Origin of the sequence: Blautia sp. HCP3S3_B11 (genome assembly GCF_052064435.1) — a bacterium.
Classification (GTDB): Bacteria; Bacillota; Clostridia; order Lachnospirales; family Lachnospiraceae; genus Blautia_A.
Genome location: NZ_JBQHVP010000007.1, coordinates 134617 through 151328 on the forward strand (window position 1 = coordinate 134617; position 16712 = coordinate 151328).

15 protein-coding genes are annotated in these 16712 nt (G+C 42.2%); 4 read left to right on the forward strand and 11 right to left on the reverse strand.

The window, feature by feature from the left end:
- Positions 1 to 814 precede the first annotated feature (814 nt).
- The gene (gene arcC / locus ACTNC0_RS07185) at positions 815 to 1747 is read left to right on the forward strand and encodes a carbamate kinase (RefSeq protein WP_441086867.1); all 933 of its coding nucleotides are present in this window, start codon (positions 815 to 817) and stop codon (positions 1745 to 1747) included.
- A 94-nt stretch (positions 1748 to 1841) separates the two neighbouring features.
- Here the strand turns inward: arcC and nrdD are convergent, their stop codons facing one another.
- Together nrdD and ACTNC0_RS07195 are read right to left on the reverse strand one after the other, a co-directional pair.
- A complete protein-coding gene (gene nrdD / locus ACTNC0_RS07190; protein WP_441086868.1) occupies positions 1842 to 3977 on the reverse strand; it encodes an anaerobic ribonucleoside-triphosphate reductase in 2136 nt (711 codons plus the stop codon).
- Positions 3978 to 4097: 120 nt separating this feature from the next.
- A complete protein-coding gene (locus ACTNC0_RS07195) occupies positions 4098 to 5015 on the reverse strand; it encodes a hypothetical protein (RefSeq protein WP_441086869.1) in 918 nt (305 codons plus the stop codon).
- 325 nt (positions 5016 to 5340) lie between these two features.
- Between ACTNC0_RS07195 and asnA the strand changes: the two genes are divergently transcribed.
- Together asnA and ACTNC0_RS07205 are read left to right on the forward strand one after the other, a co-directional pair.
- A complete protein-coding gene (asnA, locus tag ACTNC0_RS07200; protein WP_441086870.1) occupies positions 5341 to 6348 on the forward strand; it encodes an aspartate--ammonia ligase in 1008 nt (335 codons plus the stop codon).
- Between the two features lie 142 nt (positions 6349 to 6490).
- Positions 6491 to 6952, forward strand: coding sequence for a CBS domain-containing protein (locus ACTNC0_RS07205; RefSeq protein ID WP_441086871.1), 462 nt, complete (start codon positions 6491 to 6493; stop codon positions 6950 to 6952).
- 385 nt (positions 6953 to 7337) lie between these two features.
- On the opposite strand, the gene ACTNC0_RS07210 is transcribed toward ACTNC0_RS07205, so the two are convergent.
- From ACTNC0_RS07210 to ACTNC0_RS07225, 4 genes are all read right to left on the reverse strand, one after another.
- Positions 7338 to 8285 carry a bile acid:sodium symporter family protein gene (locus tag ACTNC0_RS07210; RefSeq protein WP_441086872.1) on the reverse strand — a complete coding sequence of 316 codons (948 nt, stop codon included), beginning with the start codon at positions 8283 to 8285 and terminating at the stop codon, positions 7338 to 7340.
- Positions 8286 to 8297: 12 nt separating this feature from the next.
- Positions 8298 to 9038, reverse strand: coding sequence for an amino acid ABC transporter ATP-binding protein (locus tag ACTNC0_RS07215; protein WP_441086873.1), 741 nt, complete (start codon positions 9036 to 9038; stop codon positions 8298 to 8300).
- Positions 9028 to 9735 (reverse strand): amino acid ABC transporter permease, encoded by a 708-nt coding sequence (locus ACTNC0_RS07220; protein ID WP_178761092.1) that lies wholly within the window; start codon positions 9733 to 9735, stop codon positions 9028 to 9030. The genes ACTNC0_RS07215 and ACTNC0_RS07220 overlap by 11 nt, the downstream gene beginning before the upstream one ends.
- A gap of 68 nt (positions 9736 to 9803) precedes the next feature.
- Positions 9804 to 10592, reverse strand: a complete 789-nt coding sequence (locus ACTNC0_RS07225; RefSeq protein WP_441086874.1) for a transporter substrate-binding domain-containing protein — start codon at positions 10590 to 10592, stop codon at positions 9804 to 9806.
- A 302-nt stretch (positions 10593 to 10894) separates the two neighbouring features.
- Here ACTNC0_RS07225 and dapF point away from each other — a divergent pair, with 302 nt between their 5' ends.
- Positions 10895 to 11746 carry a diaminopimelate epimerase gene (gene dapF, locus ACTNC0_RS07230; RefSeq protein WP_441086875.1) on the forward strand — a complete coding sequence of 284 codons (852 nt, stop codon included), beginning with the start codon at positions 10895 to 10897 and terminating at the stop codon, positions 11744 to 11746.
- Between the two features lie 190 nt (positions 11747 to 11936).
- On the opposite strand, the gene ACTNC0_RS07235 is transcribed toward dapF, so the two are convergent.
- The 5 genes from ACTNC0_RS07235 to ACTNC0_RS07255 form a co-directional block, all read right to left on the reverse strand.
- Positions 11937 to 12254: an AzlD domain-containing protein gene (locus ACTNC0_RS07235; RefSeq protein ID WP_117844143.1), complete on the reverse strand. Its 318-nt coding sequence runs from the start codon at positions 12252 to 12254 to the stop codon at positions 11937 to 11939.
- Complete coding sequence (locus tag ACTNC0_RS07240) at positions 12244 to 12969, reverse strand: AzlC family ABC transporter permease (protein ID WP_441086876.1); 726 nt, start codon at positions 12967 to 12969, stop codon at positions 12244 to 12246. Before ACTNC0_RS07240 ends, ACTNC0_RS07235 begins: the two co-directional genes overlap by 11 nt.
- A gap of 502 nt (positions 12970 to 13471) precedes the next feature.
- Positions 13472 to 13900, reverse strand: coding sequence for a Fur family transcriptional regulator (locus tag ACTNC0_RS07245; protein ID WP_117674353.1), 429 nt, complete (start codon positions 13898 to 13900; stop codon positions 13472 to 13474).
- Between the two features lie 8 nt (positions 13901 to 13908).
- Positions 13909 to 14763 carry a putative manganese transporter gene (locus ACTNC0_RS07250; protein WP_441086877.1) on the reverse strand — a complete coding sequence of 285 codons (855 nt, stop codon included), beginning with the start codon at positions 14761 to 14763 and terminating at the stop codon, positions 13909 to 13911.
- 466 nt (positions 14764 to 15229) lie between these two features.
- Positions 15230 to 16543, reverse strand: a complete 1314-nt coding sequence (locus ACTNC0_RS07255; RefSeq protein ID WP_441086878.1) for an O-acetylhomoserine aminocarboxypropyltransferase/cysteine synthase family protein — start codon at positions 16541 to 16543, stop codon at positions 15230 to 15232.
- Positions 16544 to 16712 lie beyond the last annotated feature (169 nt).

The following is a 16712-nucleotide window of genomic DNA, read 5'->3' on the forward strand; positions in this document are numbered from 1 at the left end:
ATAAAACAGCGTAAACAGTAACATATTATGGGTACAGACATACACATTCCCCCTCTCCCAATTGCACAAATAAGAAATCATTTGAAGTCATCGCACCGACCTGATGCCTGGAAATATTGCTGTTCCTTTAAACAGCCGTAAGAATGTCACTGTTTACACTGTAAATCAGCAACGTAAGAATATCGGTTCTGCGGAATGCAGAAACAGATTTCACACTACATTCAGTAATGTAACTCTACTTTAGCATGTATCTGACCGGAAAACAAGATACCACTTTTTCTTTTTCGTTTTTGTTTATAATTCTTTTAGAAATTTACCGTTTCTTTCAGAAATTCGACATACTTTGAACATATTTTACCCATATAATAGATCTTGGATAGATGAAAAACCACTCTCTATCTCCCCCCTCAAAAAGAACAACAGCCCTCGCAGAAATGCGGGGGCTGTTTGTATGTTTGTAGTTACTGTTCACACGCCACTATCCCGCGAGGTGTTTTGGCATGAGAATGCCAAAATCCCGAGACATACCGCGCGAATTTATGCGAATAGCATAAATTAAGTTTGCGAAGCAAACGATACTCCTTGGGCTTTGCACAAGGAGGTTTATATTTTTTGCATCGCGAAGCGTGTTACTGGGCACAGAGTGAACAGTAACTGTTTGTATTCAATAGCACTTTTCTATTGCAATTCTTCTGCCAGTCTTTTATAATGTATTTTATCAATGTGATTGAATATTTAGACAACACGTTACTGTTTACTCCATTCTCAGTAACGCACAAAAATTTCACAATATTAAAGAATCGAGGTATTTCCCATGAGCGAGAAAATTACAGTAGTTGCACTGGGCCACAGAGCATTAGGAACCACCTTGCCAGAGCAGAAAATTGCTGCAAAGAAAGCAGCCAAAGCGATTGCAGACCTTGTAGAAGCAGGAAACCGAGTTGTGATCTCACACAGCAACGGTCCACAGGTCGGAATGATTCATACAGCTATGAATGAATTCGGAAAGGCACATCCGGATTATACATTTGCACCTATGTCCGTATGTTCAGCTATGAGTCAGGGTTATATCGGATATGACCTTCAGACTGCTATTCGCGCAGAGCTGATCTCACGTGGTATCTACAAACCTGTTGCAACTATTCTTACACAGGTTGTAATTGATCCATATGATGATGCTTTCGCAGAACCAGAGAAGATCATCGGACGTGTACTCACCGAGGACGAAGCAGAAGCAGAAGAGAATAAAGGAAATTTCGTCACCAAACTTGAAGACGGAACTTATAAGAGAATCGTAGCAGCTCCGAAGCCGCAGAAGATTATAGAACTTGAAACAATCCGTACTCTTGTAGATGCAGGACAGATAGTAATCGCTGCAGGCGGTGGCGGTATCCCGGTTATGGAACAGGGAATCGACCTTCATGGTGCAAGTGCGATCATCGAGAAAGACCTTTCCAGCGGACTTCTTGCAGAGGAATTAAACGCAGATACCCTGTTGATTCTCACAAGTGTAGAGAAAGTCAGCTTAAACCTTGGTCAGGACAATGAAGAATATCTTGACACCATCACCGTAGATGAAGCAAAGAAATACATGGATGAGAACCAGTTCGCACCAGGTTCCATGCTCCCTAAATTTGAAGCAGGGATTGCCTTCATTGAAAAGGGTGATGGCAGAAGAACTATTATCACAGATATCTCTCATGCAAAAGACGGATATTATGAAAAGACCGGAACTATCATTAAATAATAAAATATAAAATCTATCATATAAAAAACCAGGGAGTCTTGCAGATAATTTCATTTGCAAAACTCCCTGGTTTTTACTTTCATATTTTTTATATTTACATAGATTTACGTTCCGCAATCTCTGCCATCTTAGCTTCATTCAGACGTGTATCACCATGCACACGGCTGTAAGAGAGGTATCCATTCATACGGTCAATCTTAGTCAGGTTCTTGGAACCGCAAACCGGACACACATCCATCTCAAGCTCCTCATGTCCACAGTCGTCACAGTAAGCAAGAGAAAGGTTAACTCCTTCATAATATCCCAGAGACATCGCTCTGCGGATCAGTGTACGGATTGCTTCACGATTATAATCGATTGGATAACGTACATACTGAATCTTACCGCCATTACACAGTTCCCAGAAACGTCCCTCCAGATCCTGTTTCTCGATCGGAGTTACATCCTCTGTCACATGACAATGGAAGCTGTTGCTCACATACGGACGGTCAGAAACACCTTTGACAATACCGTACATCTTACGGAACTGCTCAACCTGCAGACCACACAAACTCTCTGCCGGTGTTCCATAAATTGCATAAAGGTAACCATCCTGCTCTTTAAACTCATTTACCTTCTTATTGATATATTTCAGAACATCCAGTGCAAACTGTCCGTCCTCAGCGATAGATTTACCATTATAAAGCTCCTGAAGCTCATTTAACGCTGTGATACCAAAGGAGGCTGTCATCGGCTTCAGAATCTTTCCAATCTTCTCATTCGGTTTCAGATGTCCGCCATAAAAACCACCCTCGCAATATGCCAGCGGGTTGGTAGAAGCTCGCATCTGTCCAAGATAATCATACGTACGGATATGAAGATTACGGATCATCTCAAGATAGAAATCCAGTACCTCATAGAAATCTCTGCTCTCTGCTCTCGCTTTCGCAAGAATCATCGGAAGATGAAGACTTACCGCACCAATGTTAAATCTGCCTACAAATACAGGCACATCCTTGTCATCTGCCGGGTGCATTCCGCCACGTTCATACCATGGGCTTAAGAAAGCACGGCATCCCATCGGGCTGATAACCTTTCCATACTGCTTGTACATACTGGAAATATATCCTTTTCCGGACATAGAAAGCCAGTCCGGATACATTGTCTTGGCAGAGCAGTCAACGCCTGCTTCGAATACATCCTCACTGATCTTGCCTTTTCCATGAATGTTCTCGTCATACAGAAATACGATCTTCGGGAAAAGCACCGGTTTCTTACGTCCTGTTTTACCCTGTCCGCCTTTGTGCACTTCAAGAAGAGATACACTTGCCATCTTCTCAAACTGCTTAGTTCCCAGTCCAAGAGTTACTGTCACAAACGGATAATCTCCTCTGGAAGATCCCACTGTGTTCAGCTTGTACTCGATTCCCTGCCATCCCTGGTCAAAGTCTCTGCGGACCTTATCAAGTGCATACTCGATTGCACGCTCCTCACGTCCGGTCCAGCTCGCATCAGAGTACTTCATAAATTCCTGAATGTATTTATCATAGCTCTTCTGTGCATACGGAGCAAGAATCTTATCCACTTCAGGTACCGTAAATCCGCCATACTGCTGTGCAGCGGTGCTCAGGATGATATCCCCCATAACGTCAAACGCTGTATCCAATGTCTTCGGCTCGTTATACCATACATTTCCCATCTCAAATCCGCCGCTTAACACGGATGCGACATCAAAGAGACAGCAGTTCATAGTATCAAGACGTGCTGACTGGTCATGGATATAAATGTAACCATCTTTACAAGCCTGAAGTTCATTACGGTTCATGAAGAATTTACGATAAAGCTCTTTATTCAGTTCATTAAAAATCAGGCTTCGCTTCGTAGCAACCAGTGCGCTGTCTGTATTTGCATTACTCTTATCACCGATATAACGGATTGCCTGACTCTTCGTATATACATCATCCATCATATGGATAAAGTCAAGTTTGTAATTTCTGTAGTCACGATAACTCTTGGCTACAGCCGGGTTCACTCTCTCAAGTGCTCCTTCCACAATATTATGCATCTCCTGGATCTGTATCTCATTCTTGCCCAGTGCTTCTGCATGTTCTTCCGCAAAATGGCAGATAAATTCTTTCTCTTTGTCAGAAAATGTATATAAGATTCTGGCCGCCGACTTATTTACTGCCGCTACGATTTTCTGTGAATTAAACTCTTCTCTTGTGCCATCTTTCTTTATTACATATATCATACTTTCCGCTCCCATATACAAGATATAGTATTATTTTCTTTCGTTGTCCACAATTTATTCTATATGTGGTACGTTTATCAAGTATAGCACAGACTATGATAAAAGGGAAGAGCAAAAAAATTATTCGTCATATTGCTGAATTTTATATAATGCAAGATAATTCTCTTGACCGTCCAGAGATACCGCAGAAACCTCATCCCCTGCATGTAATTCCATTCTCTCCTGCTGTCCTGCTTCGTCAAATTTTACAGTTTTCTTCTTTCCTGTAGTGTACTTAATCTCCAGTGCCACCTCTTCCCAGCCAGATTTAATCTTATATTCTCCCGGCTCAATTAAAAATTCATACTCTATATCCTCTAAACCATAGATGCCTTCTTGTGTCTTTATATAATTCTCTCCAACCACATAACTTTCTCCTGCGAAAATATAAGTATCCGGTTCGGTGTCCTGAATATTCTCGGTTGATTCCGCAACCTTACTGACTTTATTATCCCAGTCTTTTGTCTCTGTTTCCCCATCATCGCTGTCTGAAAAAACACTGCCGGGATTTATTCCAAACTCATCATTGATAAACGACTCAATTCTATATCCAATACTATCCCAGTACTCTTCGGTCTGTGCTGCAACACTCAGTAAAATTACAACAATGATCCAGAATACAGTTGCTCCCTTTTTGCTCTTTTTCTTCTCTTTCCGCTTCTGTACGGGATTTCGATTCGTGGTATATGTACGAGTGCCGACATTCTGTCCTGCCGACGCTTTTTTTACTGAAGTCTGCACTTTTTCTGTTTTTGCCTTCGGCACTGTCTTTTTTACCGTACTGGTTTTCGAAGACTTATTTGCCGTTTTATTTCTGTCCGGCAGTGGTATCTCGCTCTCGGCCATAACCTTTCTCACTTTCGCCGACGCATGACGGTAATGCTCTGACCGATCCTCGTTCAGATGATACAGTTCTAAATCATTTCTATATGGCATTCCACAATATTTACATCTTCCATTTACGATCGGCCCGTCACAAACCTGGCATCTCTTTCCCATATATCTTCCCCCTATATTCTATAATTATCCGTAATCCGTTTCATAATCCGATTTTCTGTTATTTTTATTGTAACATTTTACACTAATCTTGCAAGGTGGAAATTGTCAAACAGATATTTTCCTGTTATAATAGCGAAGTGAAAGATTGTGTTACTGAGAACTGAATGAACCGTAACAGGATTGTTGCCATTCACTTAGTAATCTGTAACAAATGATTAATGGATATTCCTCAATAGCTGAACAATAAAATAATGCAGAACATCTATAATATTTTATTATTTTGCTATGGAATATGCAAATACAGAATTGTAGGAGGATTCCAATAATGGATCAGATTAAAATTCCTGACGGGTATCAGTCAGCTTTAAATCTCCACGATACCCAGATTGCCATTAAGACTGTGAAAGATTTCTTCCAGCAGACGCTCTCCCAGAAGCTCAATCTGCTGCGAGTTTCCGCTCCGGTATTCGTAAATCCGTCATCCGGTCTGAACGACAACTTAAACGGTGTAGAACGCCCGGTAAGCTTTGATATCAAAGGACAGAAAGAGAATGCCGAGATCGTACACTCTCTTGCCAAATGGAAAAGATACGCATTACAGAAATATGGTTTCGCTCATGGTGAAGGTCTTTACACAGACATGATTGCCATCAGAAGAGACGAAGACCTGGATAACATCCACTCTGTATATGTAGACCAGTGGGACTGGGAAAAGATCATCAGCAAAGAAGAGCGCAACATGGACACACTTGTATCCACCGTACGCGCGATCTACAGCGTTCTTCGTAAAACAGAGAAATATATGGCTGTTCAGTACGATTATATCGAAGAAATCCTTCCAAGAGAGATCGCATTTGTCAGCACACAGGAACTGGTTGACATGTATCCGGATCTTACTCCTAAGGAACGTGAATACAAAGTCGTTAAAGAAAAAGGCGCTGTATTCCTTATGCAGGTTGGTAAGACATTAACTAACGGAGAACGCCACGACGGACGTGCGCCGGACTATGATGACTGGGAATTAAACGGTGATATCCTCGTTTATTATCCGGTTCTTGACATCGCACTGGAGCTCTCTTCCATGGGTATCCGTGTTGATGAAGACGCCCTTGACAAACAGCTGACTATCGCAGGCTGCGACGACAGACGTGAGCTTCCTTTCCAGAAAGCAATCCTGAACAAAGAACTTCCATACACCATCGGCGGTGGTATCGGCCAGTCCCGTATCTGTATGTTCTTCCTCAGAAAAGCCCATATCGGTGAAGTACACGCTTCCCTGTGGCCGGAAGAAGTTATGAAAGAGGCTGAAGCCAAGGGTGTACAGCTTCTGTAAGAAATAGCTGTATCATCCGAAGCATAATCATGCTGACCGACAATTTCAGATATTGATTCGTCAGTACATCTATATCAGATAATCACATATGCCCAGATATATCTGCGCATATCGCAATGAATGTAGCGGGGTAAATACACAAGTGAATATTTTGTTTTTCTTAACACCAAAAAGCGACGTAGCATATATATTTGAAGATGAAACACTCCGCCAGACACTTGAGAAAATGGAGCACAGGAAATTCTCTTGTATTCCACTTCTGAGTCTGGATGGAAAATATAAAGGAACCATTTCTGAAGGCGATCTGCTCTGGGGAATGAAAACCTTAAATGTCCCAAATCTGAAAGCAGCCGAGGGCATTTCAATCATGGCTATCCCACGCAGGGCAACCTACAAAGCAGTTCACGCAGACTCCGATATGGAGGATCTGCTTGATAAGGCCATTAACCAGAATTATGTTCCGGTTGTCGATGATCAGGGATACTTTATCGGTATCATTACCCGTAAAGAGATCATCAAATATTGCTACAAAGAACTTAAGAAATACGTAGAAGCTTCGAATGCAGAGAAGACTGAATCGCAGATTGATTCTCCTGAGAATTGAGAAGCAGATACCTGTCTCTTCTTTCGCAAAAAACATATTCCAATGCTGATAATATAAACAGGGACTATACGCTGATTGATATTTTATATCAATTTCTGCTTACAGTCCCTGTTTTACATAATATGAACGCAACTCATTCTATAGCAAGCTTCTAAAATAATGCATCTTAATCCAGCCCATCAGAGTGTGAAATCCTGCGTCAGATATCTTTGCCGTGCGTTAGCACGCCTGCAGATATCTTCCTTGTCTTTCGCACTCTGCTGAACTGTCTTAAATGCATTATTTACGAGGATTGCTATAATCGAAATGGATTACACTCCACTGCCTTATTGCGTTGATAAATCCAACACTTCGCTTTGCCAAATTGATTTGCGTTCTATACTAATTACTTATCAGTTTTCATGTCCTTCTGTGCCAGCAGTTTTCCAAACAGTGCCGCCAGCACCTGCTGAAACAACGTCCCGATCATAACCGGAAACATCACCTCTCCCGGAAAATATGCAGCCGCTATCACTGCTCCTGCGCTGATATTTCTCATTCCTGTTCCATACATCATCGAAACCGCTATACTTCGGTCACGTCTGAACACATGAGCCACCAGCCAGCCAAGCGCATATCCTGACGCAGCCAGCACCAGAATTGCCAATGCCACTTTCACCCTCTGCATATTCATATCCCTGATATACGGCGCCACTTTAGATGAATTAGAGGTCACCACAAACATCAATGCCAGCTTGGAAAAAGGTGCCAGTTTTCCCGGCCATGTCTTCATCACTTTTCCATCTGTAACCTGGTTCAAAGTCATCGCAGCGATAGCCGGAAGTGCCACCATAAATACCAGCTCCCGCATCATTTTCGTCGGATCCATCGTCACTGCGGAACCCAGCAGAATCCGCAAAGTAGCCGGAATCAGAAACGGTGCCAGCACCGTATCCATAACCACAAGTGACAACGATAACGGGCTGTTTCCCTCATAAATTGTCACCCACATCAGGCTTACTACTGCCGTAGGAACTGCAAATTCCAGCACCATTCCTGTGATCAGATCCATATTATCGCCAAAGAAAATATGCCCTGCGCCACAAGCCGCTGCCGGCATCACAACATGAAGCAAAAGCATAATGATAAGCAGAGCCCCCGGATGGCGAAACACATTCGCCACGTCACGGAAACGCGATTTCAGCGCCCCCGCAAATGTTATAAATGCAAATACGGCCGGCACATAAGGCAGACCGCATTTGGCAATATCAGGAAAACACACGCCCATCAACAGGCATGTCGGTGTTACCAGTGCCATCCATTTCTCTATAAAACTGTTAAATTTTTTCAGCATTATGATTCCCTGTTATAAAACTTTTGAAAGGAAGTCTCTCAGTCTCGGATTCTTCGGATTCTCAAAGAATTCTTTCGGTGTATTCTCCTCCTGAATCTTACCATCGTCGATGAAAAGAACTCTTGTCGCTACTTCTCTGGCAAATCCCATCTCATGAGTAACAACAACCATGGTCATACCGGACTGTGCAAGCTCCTTCATCAGCTCCAGAACCTCACCAACCATCTCAGGGTCGAGTGCGGAAGTCGGCTCGTCAAAGAGCATTACATCCGGGTTCATAGCCAGAGAACGGGCAATAGCAATACGCTGTTTCTGTCCACCGGAAAGCATATCCGGATATGCATTGGCTTTGTCCGGAAGTCCTACACGCGCCAGAAGCTCATCCGCTTTCTTAGACGCTTCTTCCTTTGTCATCAGTTTCAGTTCTACCGGCGCCAGCATAATGTTCTGTTTTACCGTTTTATGCGGAAAAAGATTAAACTGCTGGAACACCATTCCGATTTTCTGACGGTGTCTGTTGATATCAACCTTCGGATCTGTGATATCTGCTCCCTCAAAGAGAATCTGTCCGCCTGTCGGAACCTCCAGAAGATTTAAAGATCTCAGGAAAGTAGATTTACCGGAACCGGAAGGACCGATGATCGCTACTACTTCTCCCTGACAGATATCCGTTGTAATTCCGTCAAGAACCTGATTACTGCCAAAAGCTTTTTTCAGTTCTTTCACCTGGATCAGTACATTCTTATCGCTCACTGGTTCTCAATCTCCTTTCCAGTTTATTCATACCCCATGTAAGGATTCCAACGATCACAAGATAGATCGCTGCTGCTGCCATCAATGGCCAGAACGCATTATAGGTACGGCTCTGAATCAGCATAGCACCCTTTGTCAGGTCCATCATACCGATATAACCGATGATGGATGTCTCTTTGATCAGCACGATAAATTCATTTACCAGTGCCGGAAGTACATTCTTAAATGCCTGTGGGATAATGATCAGGCGCATCGTCTGGCTGAAATTCAGTCCCAGGCTTCGTCCTGCCTCTGTCTGTCCCTGATCAATAGACATGATACCGGAACGGACGATTTCAGCTACATAAGCACCAGAGTTGATACCAAAGGCAAGTCCGCCCACGATAATCTTATTGATACTTACAGAGCCAAAAATTACAAAGTTCATGATCAGCAGCTGGATCATGGTTGGTGTTCCGCGGATCACAGTCAGATAAACTCTGCAGATTGCATTGAGAATCTTAAAAGAACCTGACTTATCATGTGCGGAACGGATGATAGCTACCAGAAAGCCGATGATCAGCCCCACGATTACCGCAAACACTGTGATAATAAGGGTTGTTTTCAGACCATCTACCAACCAGAGATAACGATCATCTTTAATAAAGTTCAGATAAAAATCTTCTTTTATACTTGCTAATATCATAGGATTATTCATAAAAACCTCTGTCCCGAAAAGAGAGCTGTTGGCAGATCGTCAACAGCTCTGTTGTTTTGTTCCAATATTTATTTCTTTACAATGATAACCTGGCTTGCATCTGCATATGTATCTGTAAAATCAACGCTGGATTTACGGTCTTCTGTTACAGTCATACCTGCTGCACCGAAGTCTGCCTTACCGGACTGTACTGCCGGAAGGATGGAGTCGAATTCCATATCTTCGATCTTCAGTTCATATCCAAGTTTATCGCAGATTGCCTGAGCAATATCTGCATCGATACCAACAATGTCATCACCTTCGTGATATTCATATGGCTCGAACTCAGCGTTAGTAGCCATTACCAGTGTTCCGTTAGAACGGTCAACATCTTCCGGTGATTCATATGGAGTCTTACCGGCATCCTCACCAATGTAATTATTCATGATGCTGTCGATAGTTCCATCATCTTTGAGTTCTTTCAGAGCCCCGTTGATCTTGTCAAGAAGTTCATCATTACCCTTCTTTAAGCAGATTGCGTATTCTTCTTCTTCAAATGGCTCATCCAGGATCTTAAGGTCATCATTATTCTCTACGAATTTCTGAGCTGGCTGTGAATCAATAATCACACAGTCGATCTGACCTGCTTTTAATGCCTGAACAGCTTCGCTTCCTTTGCTGTAACGTTCTACTGTAGAACCGTCTTTCTCATAATCAGATGCATCAAGGTCACCTGTTGTACCAAGCTGAACACCGATTGTTGCTCCTGCAAGGTCATCTTTTGATTCAACTTTCTGAGCTGCGGATACGCTTCCTGCCATAGAAACTACCATAATCGCACTAAGTGCAAGAGTTGCAAATCTCTTCTGATCTTTCATCTTTCTTCCTCCTCGCATCCGAAAGTATAGATACTGTTGCTGCCTTCTCTCTTCATACAGCAACGTATAATTATGCGTTTCGGTTGTATATTTTTGTTTTTAATTTTAACATACTTTCTATAAAATGCAAGGTAAAACTTGAATGACAGAACCATTTTCCATATAATGTATAATATGATTTCGTTAGAACCATTGCGTTTTTCACTTTTTCATAACGTTTTTCCTTTATAGTAACAGATATCGGAAAATAAGAGGTGTATAAATAATTATCATTTTATTTTAAATAAGAGGAGGATTTGTCGATGAAATTTACTAAAATGCACGGAATTGGAAATGATTATGTATATGTAAACTGTTTTGAGGAAACTGTGGAGAATCCATCCGCGGTAGCCAGATATATCAGTGACCGCCACTTTGGTATCGGTTCTGACGGACTGATTCTGATCAAACCGTCAGATGTAGCCGACTGTGAGATGGACATGTACAATCTGGATGGTTCTCAGGGCGCTATGTGTGGAAACGGTATCCGCTGCGTTGCCAAATATGCTTATGACTACGGCATCGTAAATAAAAAACGTATCTCTGTCGCAACCAAAAGCGGCATCAAATATCTGGATCTCACTGTCAAAGATGGTAAAGTATCTCTGGTAAAAGTAAATATGGGTTCTCCGATTCTGACAGCAAAACAGATTCCTGTCGTATCCGAGAAGGAAGAAGTTATCAATGAGCCGCTTGTCGTAGACGGAGAAACTTATTACATAACAGCTGTTTCCATGGGAAATCCTCATGCGATCGTCTATATGGCGGATATCGACCATCTTGATATCGAAAAAATCGGTCCATCTTTCGAAAATCACGTAGCATTCCCGGATCGTGTAAATACAGAGTTTGTAGAAGTGATTGATGAACACACACTCAAGATGCGTGTATGGGAACGTGGTTCAGGTGAAACACTTGCCTGCGGTACAGGAGCATGTGCAGTTGCTGTTGCTTCTATTTTAAATGGTCACGTAGACGGAGACAAACCTGTTACTGTGAAACTGCTCGGCGGCGACCTGCAGATTTTCTGGAACAGACAGGAGAACCTGGTTTACATGACCGGTCCTGCAACTACTGTTTTTGATGGTGAGATTGATGTAAGCTTCCTGAAATAATATGGTTTTCTATCTATCCATACGTCCTACACAGACATGACACTTTCATATTACTGTTTAGGACTTTCACAAAAAACGGATGTGTGTCATATTCCATTCACATGACACATATCCGTTTTTTAACCAAATCAAATAAGTAACATCAACTTTGCTGATAGCTCACACTAAAGTTGATTCGGATTATCCACATCTACATCGAAAATTCCAGAACTCTTTCCACAATAAAGACCGCCGCGCATGCGAATAACGCAACCGTAAGGAGGCTTCTCTCTTTATATGCCGCAATCAGCGCCACAATAAATCCAACTGCCGCAGAAATCACACTATCTGTTGCAAAAAGAATTGCCGGGAAAGTCATCGCTGCCAGACACGCATAAGGCACGTAATACAGAAATGACTTAATAAACGGACTGGTAATTTCTTTTCTCGAAAGTGCCAGAGGAAGCATACGGATCAGATATGTAACTGCCGCCATTACCAGAATATAAATATAAATGTTATGATTCATGAGCCTTGTCCTCCTCTTTCTCTCCCTCGATCGGACAGAAATATGCCGCCGCGCCTGCCACGATCAACGTTGTGATAATAATTACAAATCCCGAGGAAACCTTTGATAACAACGGAGTCACTTTAAACAGTGTGCTCATCACCATCGCAGCCACAACAACTGCCAGCACTGCTTTATTCTGCTTCGCAGGTGGAATAATGATTGCAAGGAACATTCCATAAATGGCCACACTGAGTGCACTCATCATAAAGTCCGGAAGAAGATTTCCTGAAATCGCACCTGCCAGCGTTCCAAGTACCCAGCCAGGAATCGCTACACACATTGCTCCATAATTGTAAAAGGTGCTTACTTTTCCCGGCTGACTTGCACTGATTCCAAAAATTTCATCTGTCACGCCAAATGCCGCAATATAACGATGAACCGGTGATTCATCCCTTCTGAATTTCTGTGCAAGGGAAAATGACATCAGACAATATCTCAGATTAATGATCAACTGTGTCAGCGCCATTTCCCAATAAGAGCCACTCATTACCATAATGTCAAGTCCCGCAAACTGCCCCGCGGATGTTACATTTGTCAACGAAATCAATACCGCCTGCCAGATACTCAGCCCGTCAGCAACCGCCATCATACCAAACGTAAATGATACGGCAAAATATCCCAGTCCTATGGGGACACCGTCTTTTAAACCCTTTCTGAAGCTTTCACTTCTCATATTGTCCTCCTCCTGTCATAGTTTTACGCCAGACCTTTTATCATCTTTTTGTATATATCCTGAAATGTCATATACAAAACGCAGATAACCCGGAGGACACATCTTCGGCCTCCGGGCTTTATAATATCTTGAAAATGCTCATTTCACAAGTTTACATCATCTGATAAAAACAGTCAACCTTCAATCTTTATCCATAAATACTCACTGCTTATCGCTCGTTACTGTTCACTCTGTTCCCAGCAACACGCTTCGCGATGCAAAAAATATGAACCTCCTTGTGCAAAGCCCAAGGAGTATCGTTTGCTTCGCAAACTTAATTTATGCTAATCGCATAAATTCGCGCGGTATGTCTCGGGTTTTCTGTGACCTTCGCTCACAAAAAACACCTCGCGGGATATTATCAGTGAACAGTAACTATCGCTCTTCTCAATTGAAGCAGGTGACTTACTTGATTTGGTTAAAAACAAACTTTTAATGTATTGAATAATAGCATACGCTTTACCTACTCAGCATTTTCGTGATCGCCAGGTTTACACTCTTTACATATTCCATACAGAATAGAATTCTTGCACTGCAATGTAAATCCATGACTTTCTTCGATATGATGAGAAATCTCTTCCATAAAGTGACATTCCAGATGAATAATCTTTCCACATTTCACACATTTCAGATGCAGATGCTGTTCGCATCCACGTCCCGGCTCTACATACTGATAGGCCGCCTGACATCCTTTCTCAGCCACGTATTTAATCACTGTGCCATCCTTCGCAAGTTTATCCAGGTAACGGTAAATCGTTGTGATATTTACCTCGCTGTCATGCTGTTTCAGATATTCGTCCACATCCGCTGCTGTCACCGTATGATCATTGCTGTTCTTCAGATATTCAAGTATTTTCCTGCGGCTTGCCGTCGCATAACTGCTTCCCGCCATAATTCCTCCTAAAATACGATTCCTGCAAATTCAATAATAATTCCCCAGAATACACTCAGTCCGTAAAGAGTTCCGATAATTTTCAGATTCTGAGCTCTGTCGTGATTTAAACGGAACAGGATCAGAAGTCCGACTCCTGCATTTGCCAGAAGTCCCGCCATCATCGCACCCGCTCCGATAATGTGATCCAGGTATAACTGAGTAATCACTACAGAAGAAGCACAGTTCGGAATCAGACCTACAAGAGCCGCCATCATCTCACCCACGATCGGTGTCCCTGTAAAAAATCCTGCCAGTGTTTCTTCTCCTGCCAGTCCAATGATAATATTTAAAGCCAGAGAAATCAAGAAAATATATACAAAAACTTTCAATGTGTGGGATGCTGCTGAGGAAAGCAGTCCATGCTCACAATGACAGCGCTCCTCCTCGCAGATCTCATGAATATCCATATCCTTCTCCTGCTTCTTCAAAATATGCGTATAAACATATTCCACAACCAGACCGGAAAAGATTCCAATTGCCGCCTTGCAGGACAGTATTTTCACAATCGTAACAGCCGGCACAGCATTAGAAATCATGATCGGAAACATCTCATCTGAAGTAGACAGATACACTGCGATCAGTGTTCCCACAGTAATCACACGACCTGAAAAAAGACTGGATGCCGCAGCCGAGAAGCCACACTGTGGAATCACACCCAGAAGCCCTCCCCATACCGGTCCAAGCTTCCCTGCTGTGCGGATTCTGTTGCGTGCCGCTGAACCTGTCTTATGTTCCAGCCATTCCATAAATAAATAAGTAAGAAACAGGAATGGAAGCAGCTTAATACTGTCTATTGCTGAATCTAATATAATCTCTGACATATACCCTCCTGATATCACACAAAATTATTTCTATAGAAATTTCGCAGATACAACCAAATTATCTGCCTCGTATCTTCTATCTTCTCCTATCTGATCAATGTTGTGATATTTGCAACTTGTTCGTATTTGCAATCTGTTTGTATTTGCAACTTATTTGCATTTTTGTATTATATCGCATTTTCATCATTTGTCAAGTCCCCACCCACTGCCTATTGCTCTTAGCAATTGAAGCAGGGGACTTGCTTGATTCGGTTAAAGAATAGAATCACATAAAAAAGACCATCTTACGGATATCGGGGGATAAACTCCGGAAAATGGTCTTCTTATCACGTTATTCTATTCTTGCAATAATTAAGGAGGCATATGCAATGATAATCGAAAATACTACTTATTTACTTCTAAAAATCATCGTAACTGTTCAGCACCTCGCGGGATAGCAGACTGCTGAACAGCTACAAACCATTCATTATTCAGCAACAGCTTTGAATGCTTCGTCAAGGTCCTGAATAATATCGTCAACGTTCTCTGTACCGATAGAAAGACGGATTGTGTTTGGTTTGATACCCTGATCGAGAAGCTCTTCTTCTGTGCACTGGCTGTGTGTTGTTGTAGCCGGATGGATAACAAGAGATTTAACATCAGCTACATTGGCAAGCAGTGAGAACAGTTCAAGGTTATCAATGAAGTCTTTTGCTTTCTGTGCATCACCTTTAATCTCAAATGTAAAGATAGAACCGCCGCCGTTCGGGAAGTATTTCTTGTAAAGTTTCTGCTGGCTTGGATCTGTGGATACAGATGGATGATGAACTTTCTCTACCTGTGGGTGATTGTTCAGATACTGAACAACTTTCAGTGCGTTCTCTACATGACGCTCTACACGAAGAGACAGTGTCTCAAGTCCCTGAAGGAAGATGAAAGAGCTTACCGGAGAGATTGTAGCACCTGTGTCACGAAGAAGGATTGCACGGATTTTTGTAACAAATGCTGCAGGTCCGCATGCTTTTGTAAAGCTTACACCATGGTAGCTTGGGTTTGGCTCTGTAAGAGATGCGAATTTACCTGATGCTTCCCAGTCAAATTTACCACCTTCTACGATGACACCACCGATTGTTGTTCCATGTCCACCGATGAATTTAGTTGCGGAATGAACAACGATATCTGCACCATATTCGATTGGTCTTACAAGGTAAGGTGTTGCAAATGTGTTATCTACAACAAGCGGAATCTTGTGTGCATGAGCAATCTTTGCGATAGCTTCAATATCAACTACATCAGAGTTCGGGTTTCCAAGAGTCTCGATATAAACAGCTTTTGTGTTATCCTGGATTGCATTCTCTACTTCTTCAAGGTTAAATACATCAACAAATGTTGTCTTGATTCCGTAAGCCGGAAGTGTATGTTCCAGAAGGTTTGTTGTTCCACCGTAGATATTCTTAGCTGCTACGATGTGGTCACCCTGCTGTGCAAGGTTCTCGATTGTATATGTAATAGCTGCTGCACCGGATGCTACAGCAAGTGCTGCGGAACCACCTTCAAGTGCTGCGATTCTCTTCTCAAATACATCTTCTGTCGGGTTTGTAAGACGTCCGTAGATGTTACCTGCATCTGCAAGTCCGAAACGAGCTGCTGCGTGATCGCAGTTTCTGAATACATAAGAGGATGTCTGATAGATTGGTACTGCTCTTGCATCTGTAACCGGATCCGGACTCTCCTGTCCTACGTGAAGCTGTAATGTTTCAAACTTGAAATTTCTGTCTTTTCTTGCGATTTTCTTGCTCATGTGTTTGTCCTCATCTTTCTCTATAATTATAATTCGTTATGGTCTTTATTATCAGATTCACTCTGATCATATAACTCTATGATATGTATCCCGGAACTTCAACTTCTTATATCCGGAAAATTCTCAGGATTTCTATTTTAATATGTTCTGTTTTCTCTTAGATCAACAA

Coding starts and splice junctions, on each gene's coding strand:
- ACTNC0_RS07240 (WP_441086876.1), bottom strand. CDS start 12,969: ATGAGAAGTGAAAGCTTCAGAAAGGGTTTAAAAGACGGTGTCCCCATA.
- ACTNC0_RS07235 (WP_117844143.1), bottom strand. CDS start 12,254: ATGAATCATAACATTTATATTTATATTCTGGTAATGGCGGCAGTTACA.
- dapF (WP_441086875.1), top strand. CDS start 10,895: ATGAAATTTACTAAAATGCACGGAATTGGAAATGATTATGTATATGTA.
- nrdD (WP_441086868.1), bottom strand. CDS start 3,977: ATGATATATGTAATAAAGAAAGATGGCACAAGAGAAGAGTTTAATTCA.
- ACTNC0_RS07225 (WP_441086874.1), bottom strand. CDS start 10,592: ATGAAAGATCAGAAGAGATTTGCAACTCTTGCACTTAGTGCGATTATG.
- asnA (WP_441086870.1), top strand. CDS start 5,341: ATGGATCAGATTAAAATTCCTGACGGGTATCAGTCAGCTTTAAATCTC.
- ACTNC0_RS07250 (WP_441086877.1), bottom strand. CDS start 14,763: ATGTCAGAGATTATATTAGATTCAGCAATAGACAGTATTAAGCTGCTT.
- ACTNC0_RS07220 (WP_178761092.1), bottom strand. CDS start 9,735: ATGAATAATCCTATGATATTAGCAAGTATAAAAGAAGATTTTTATCTG.
- ACTNC0_RS07245 (WP_117674353.1), bottom strand. CDS start 13,900: ATGGCGGGAAGCAGTTATGCGACGGCAAGCCGCAGGAAAATACTTGAA.
- ACTNC0_RS07210 (WP_441086872.1), bottom strand. CDS start 8,285: ATGCTGAAAAAATTTAACAGTTTTATAGAGAAATGGATGGCACTGGTA.
- arcC (WP_441086867.1), top strand. CDS start 815: ATGAGCGAGAAAATTACAGTAGTTGCACTGGGCCACAGAGCATTAGGA.
- ACTNC0_RS07255 (WP_441086878.1), bottom strand. CDS start 16,543: ATGAGCAAGAAAATCGCAAGAAAAGACAGAAATTTCAAGTTTGAAACA.
- ACTNC0_RS07195 (WP_441086869.1), bottom strand. CDS start 5,015: ATGGGAAAGAGATGCCAGGTTTGTGACGGGCCGATCGTAAATGGAAGA.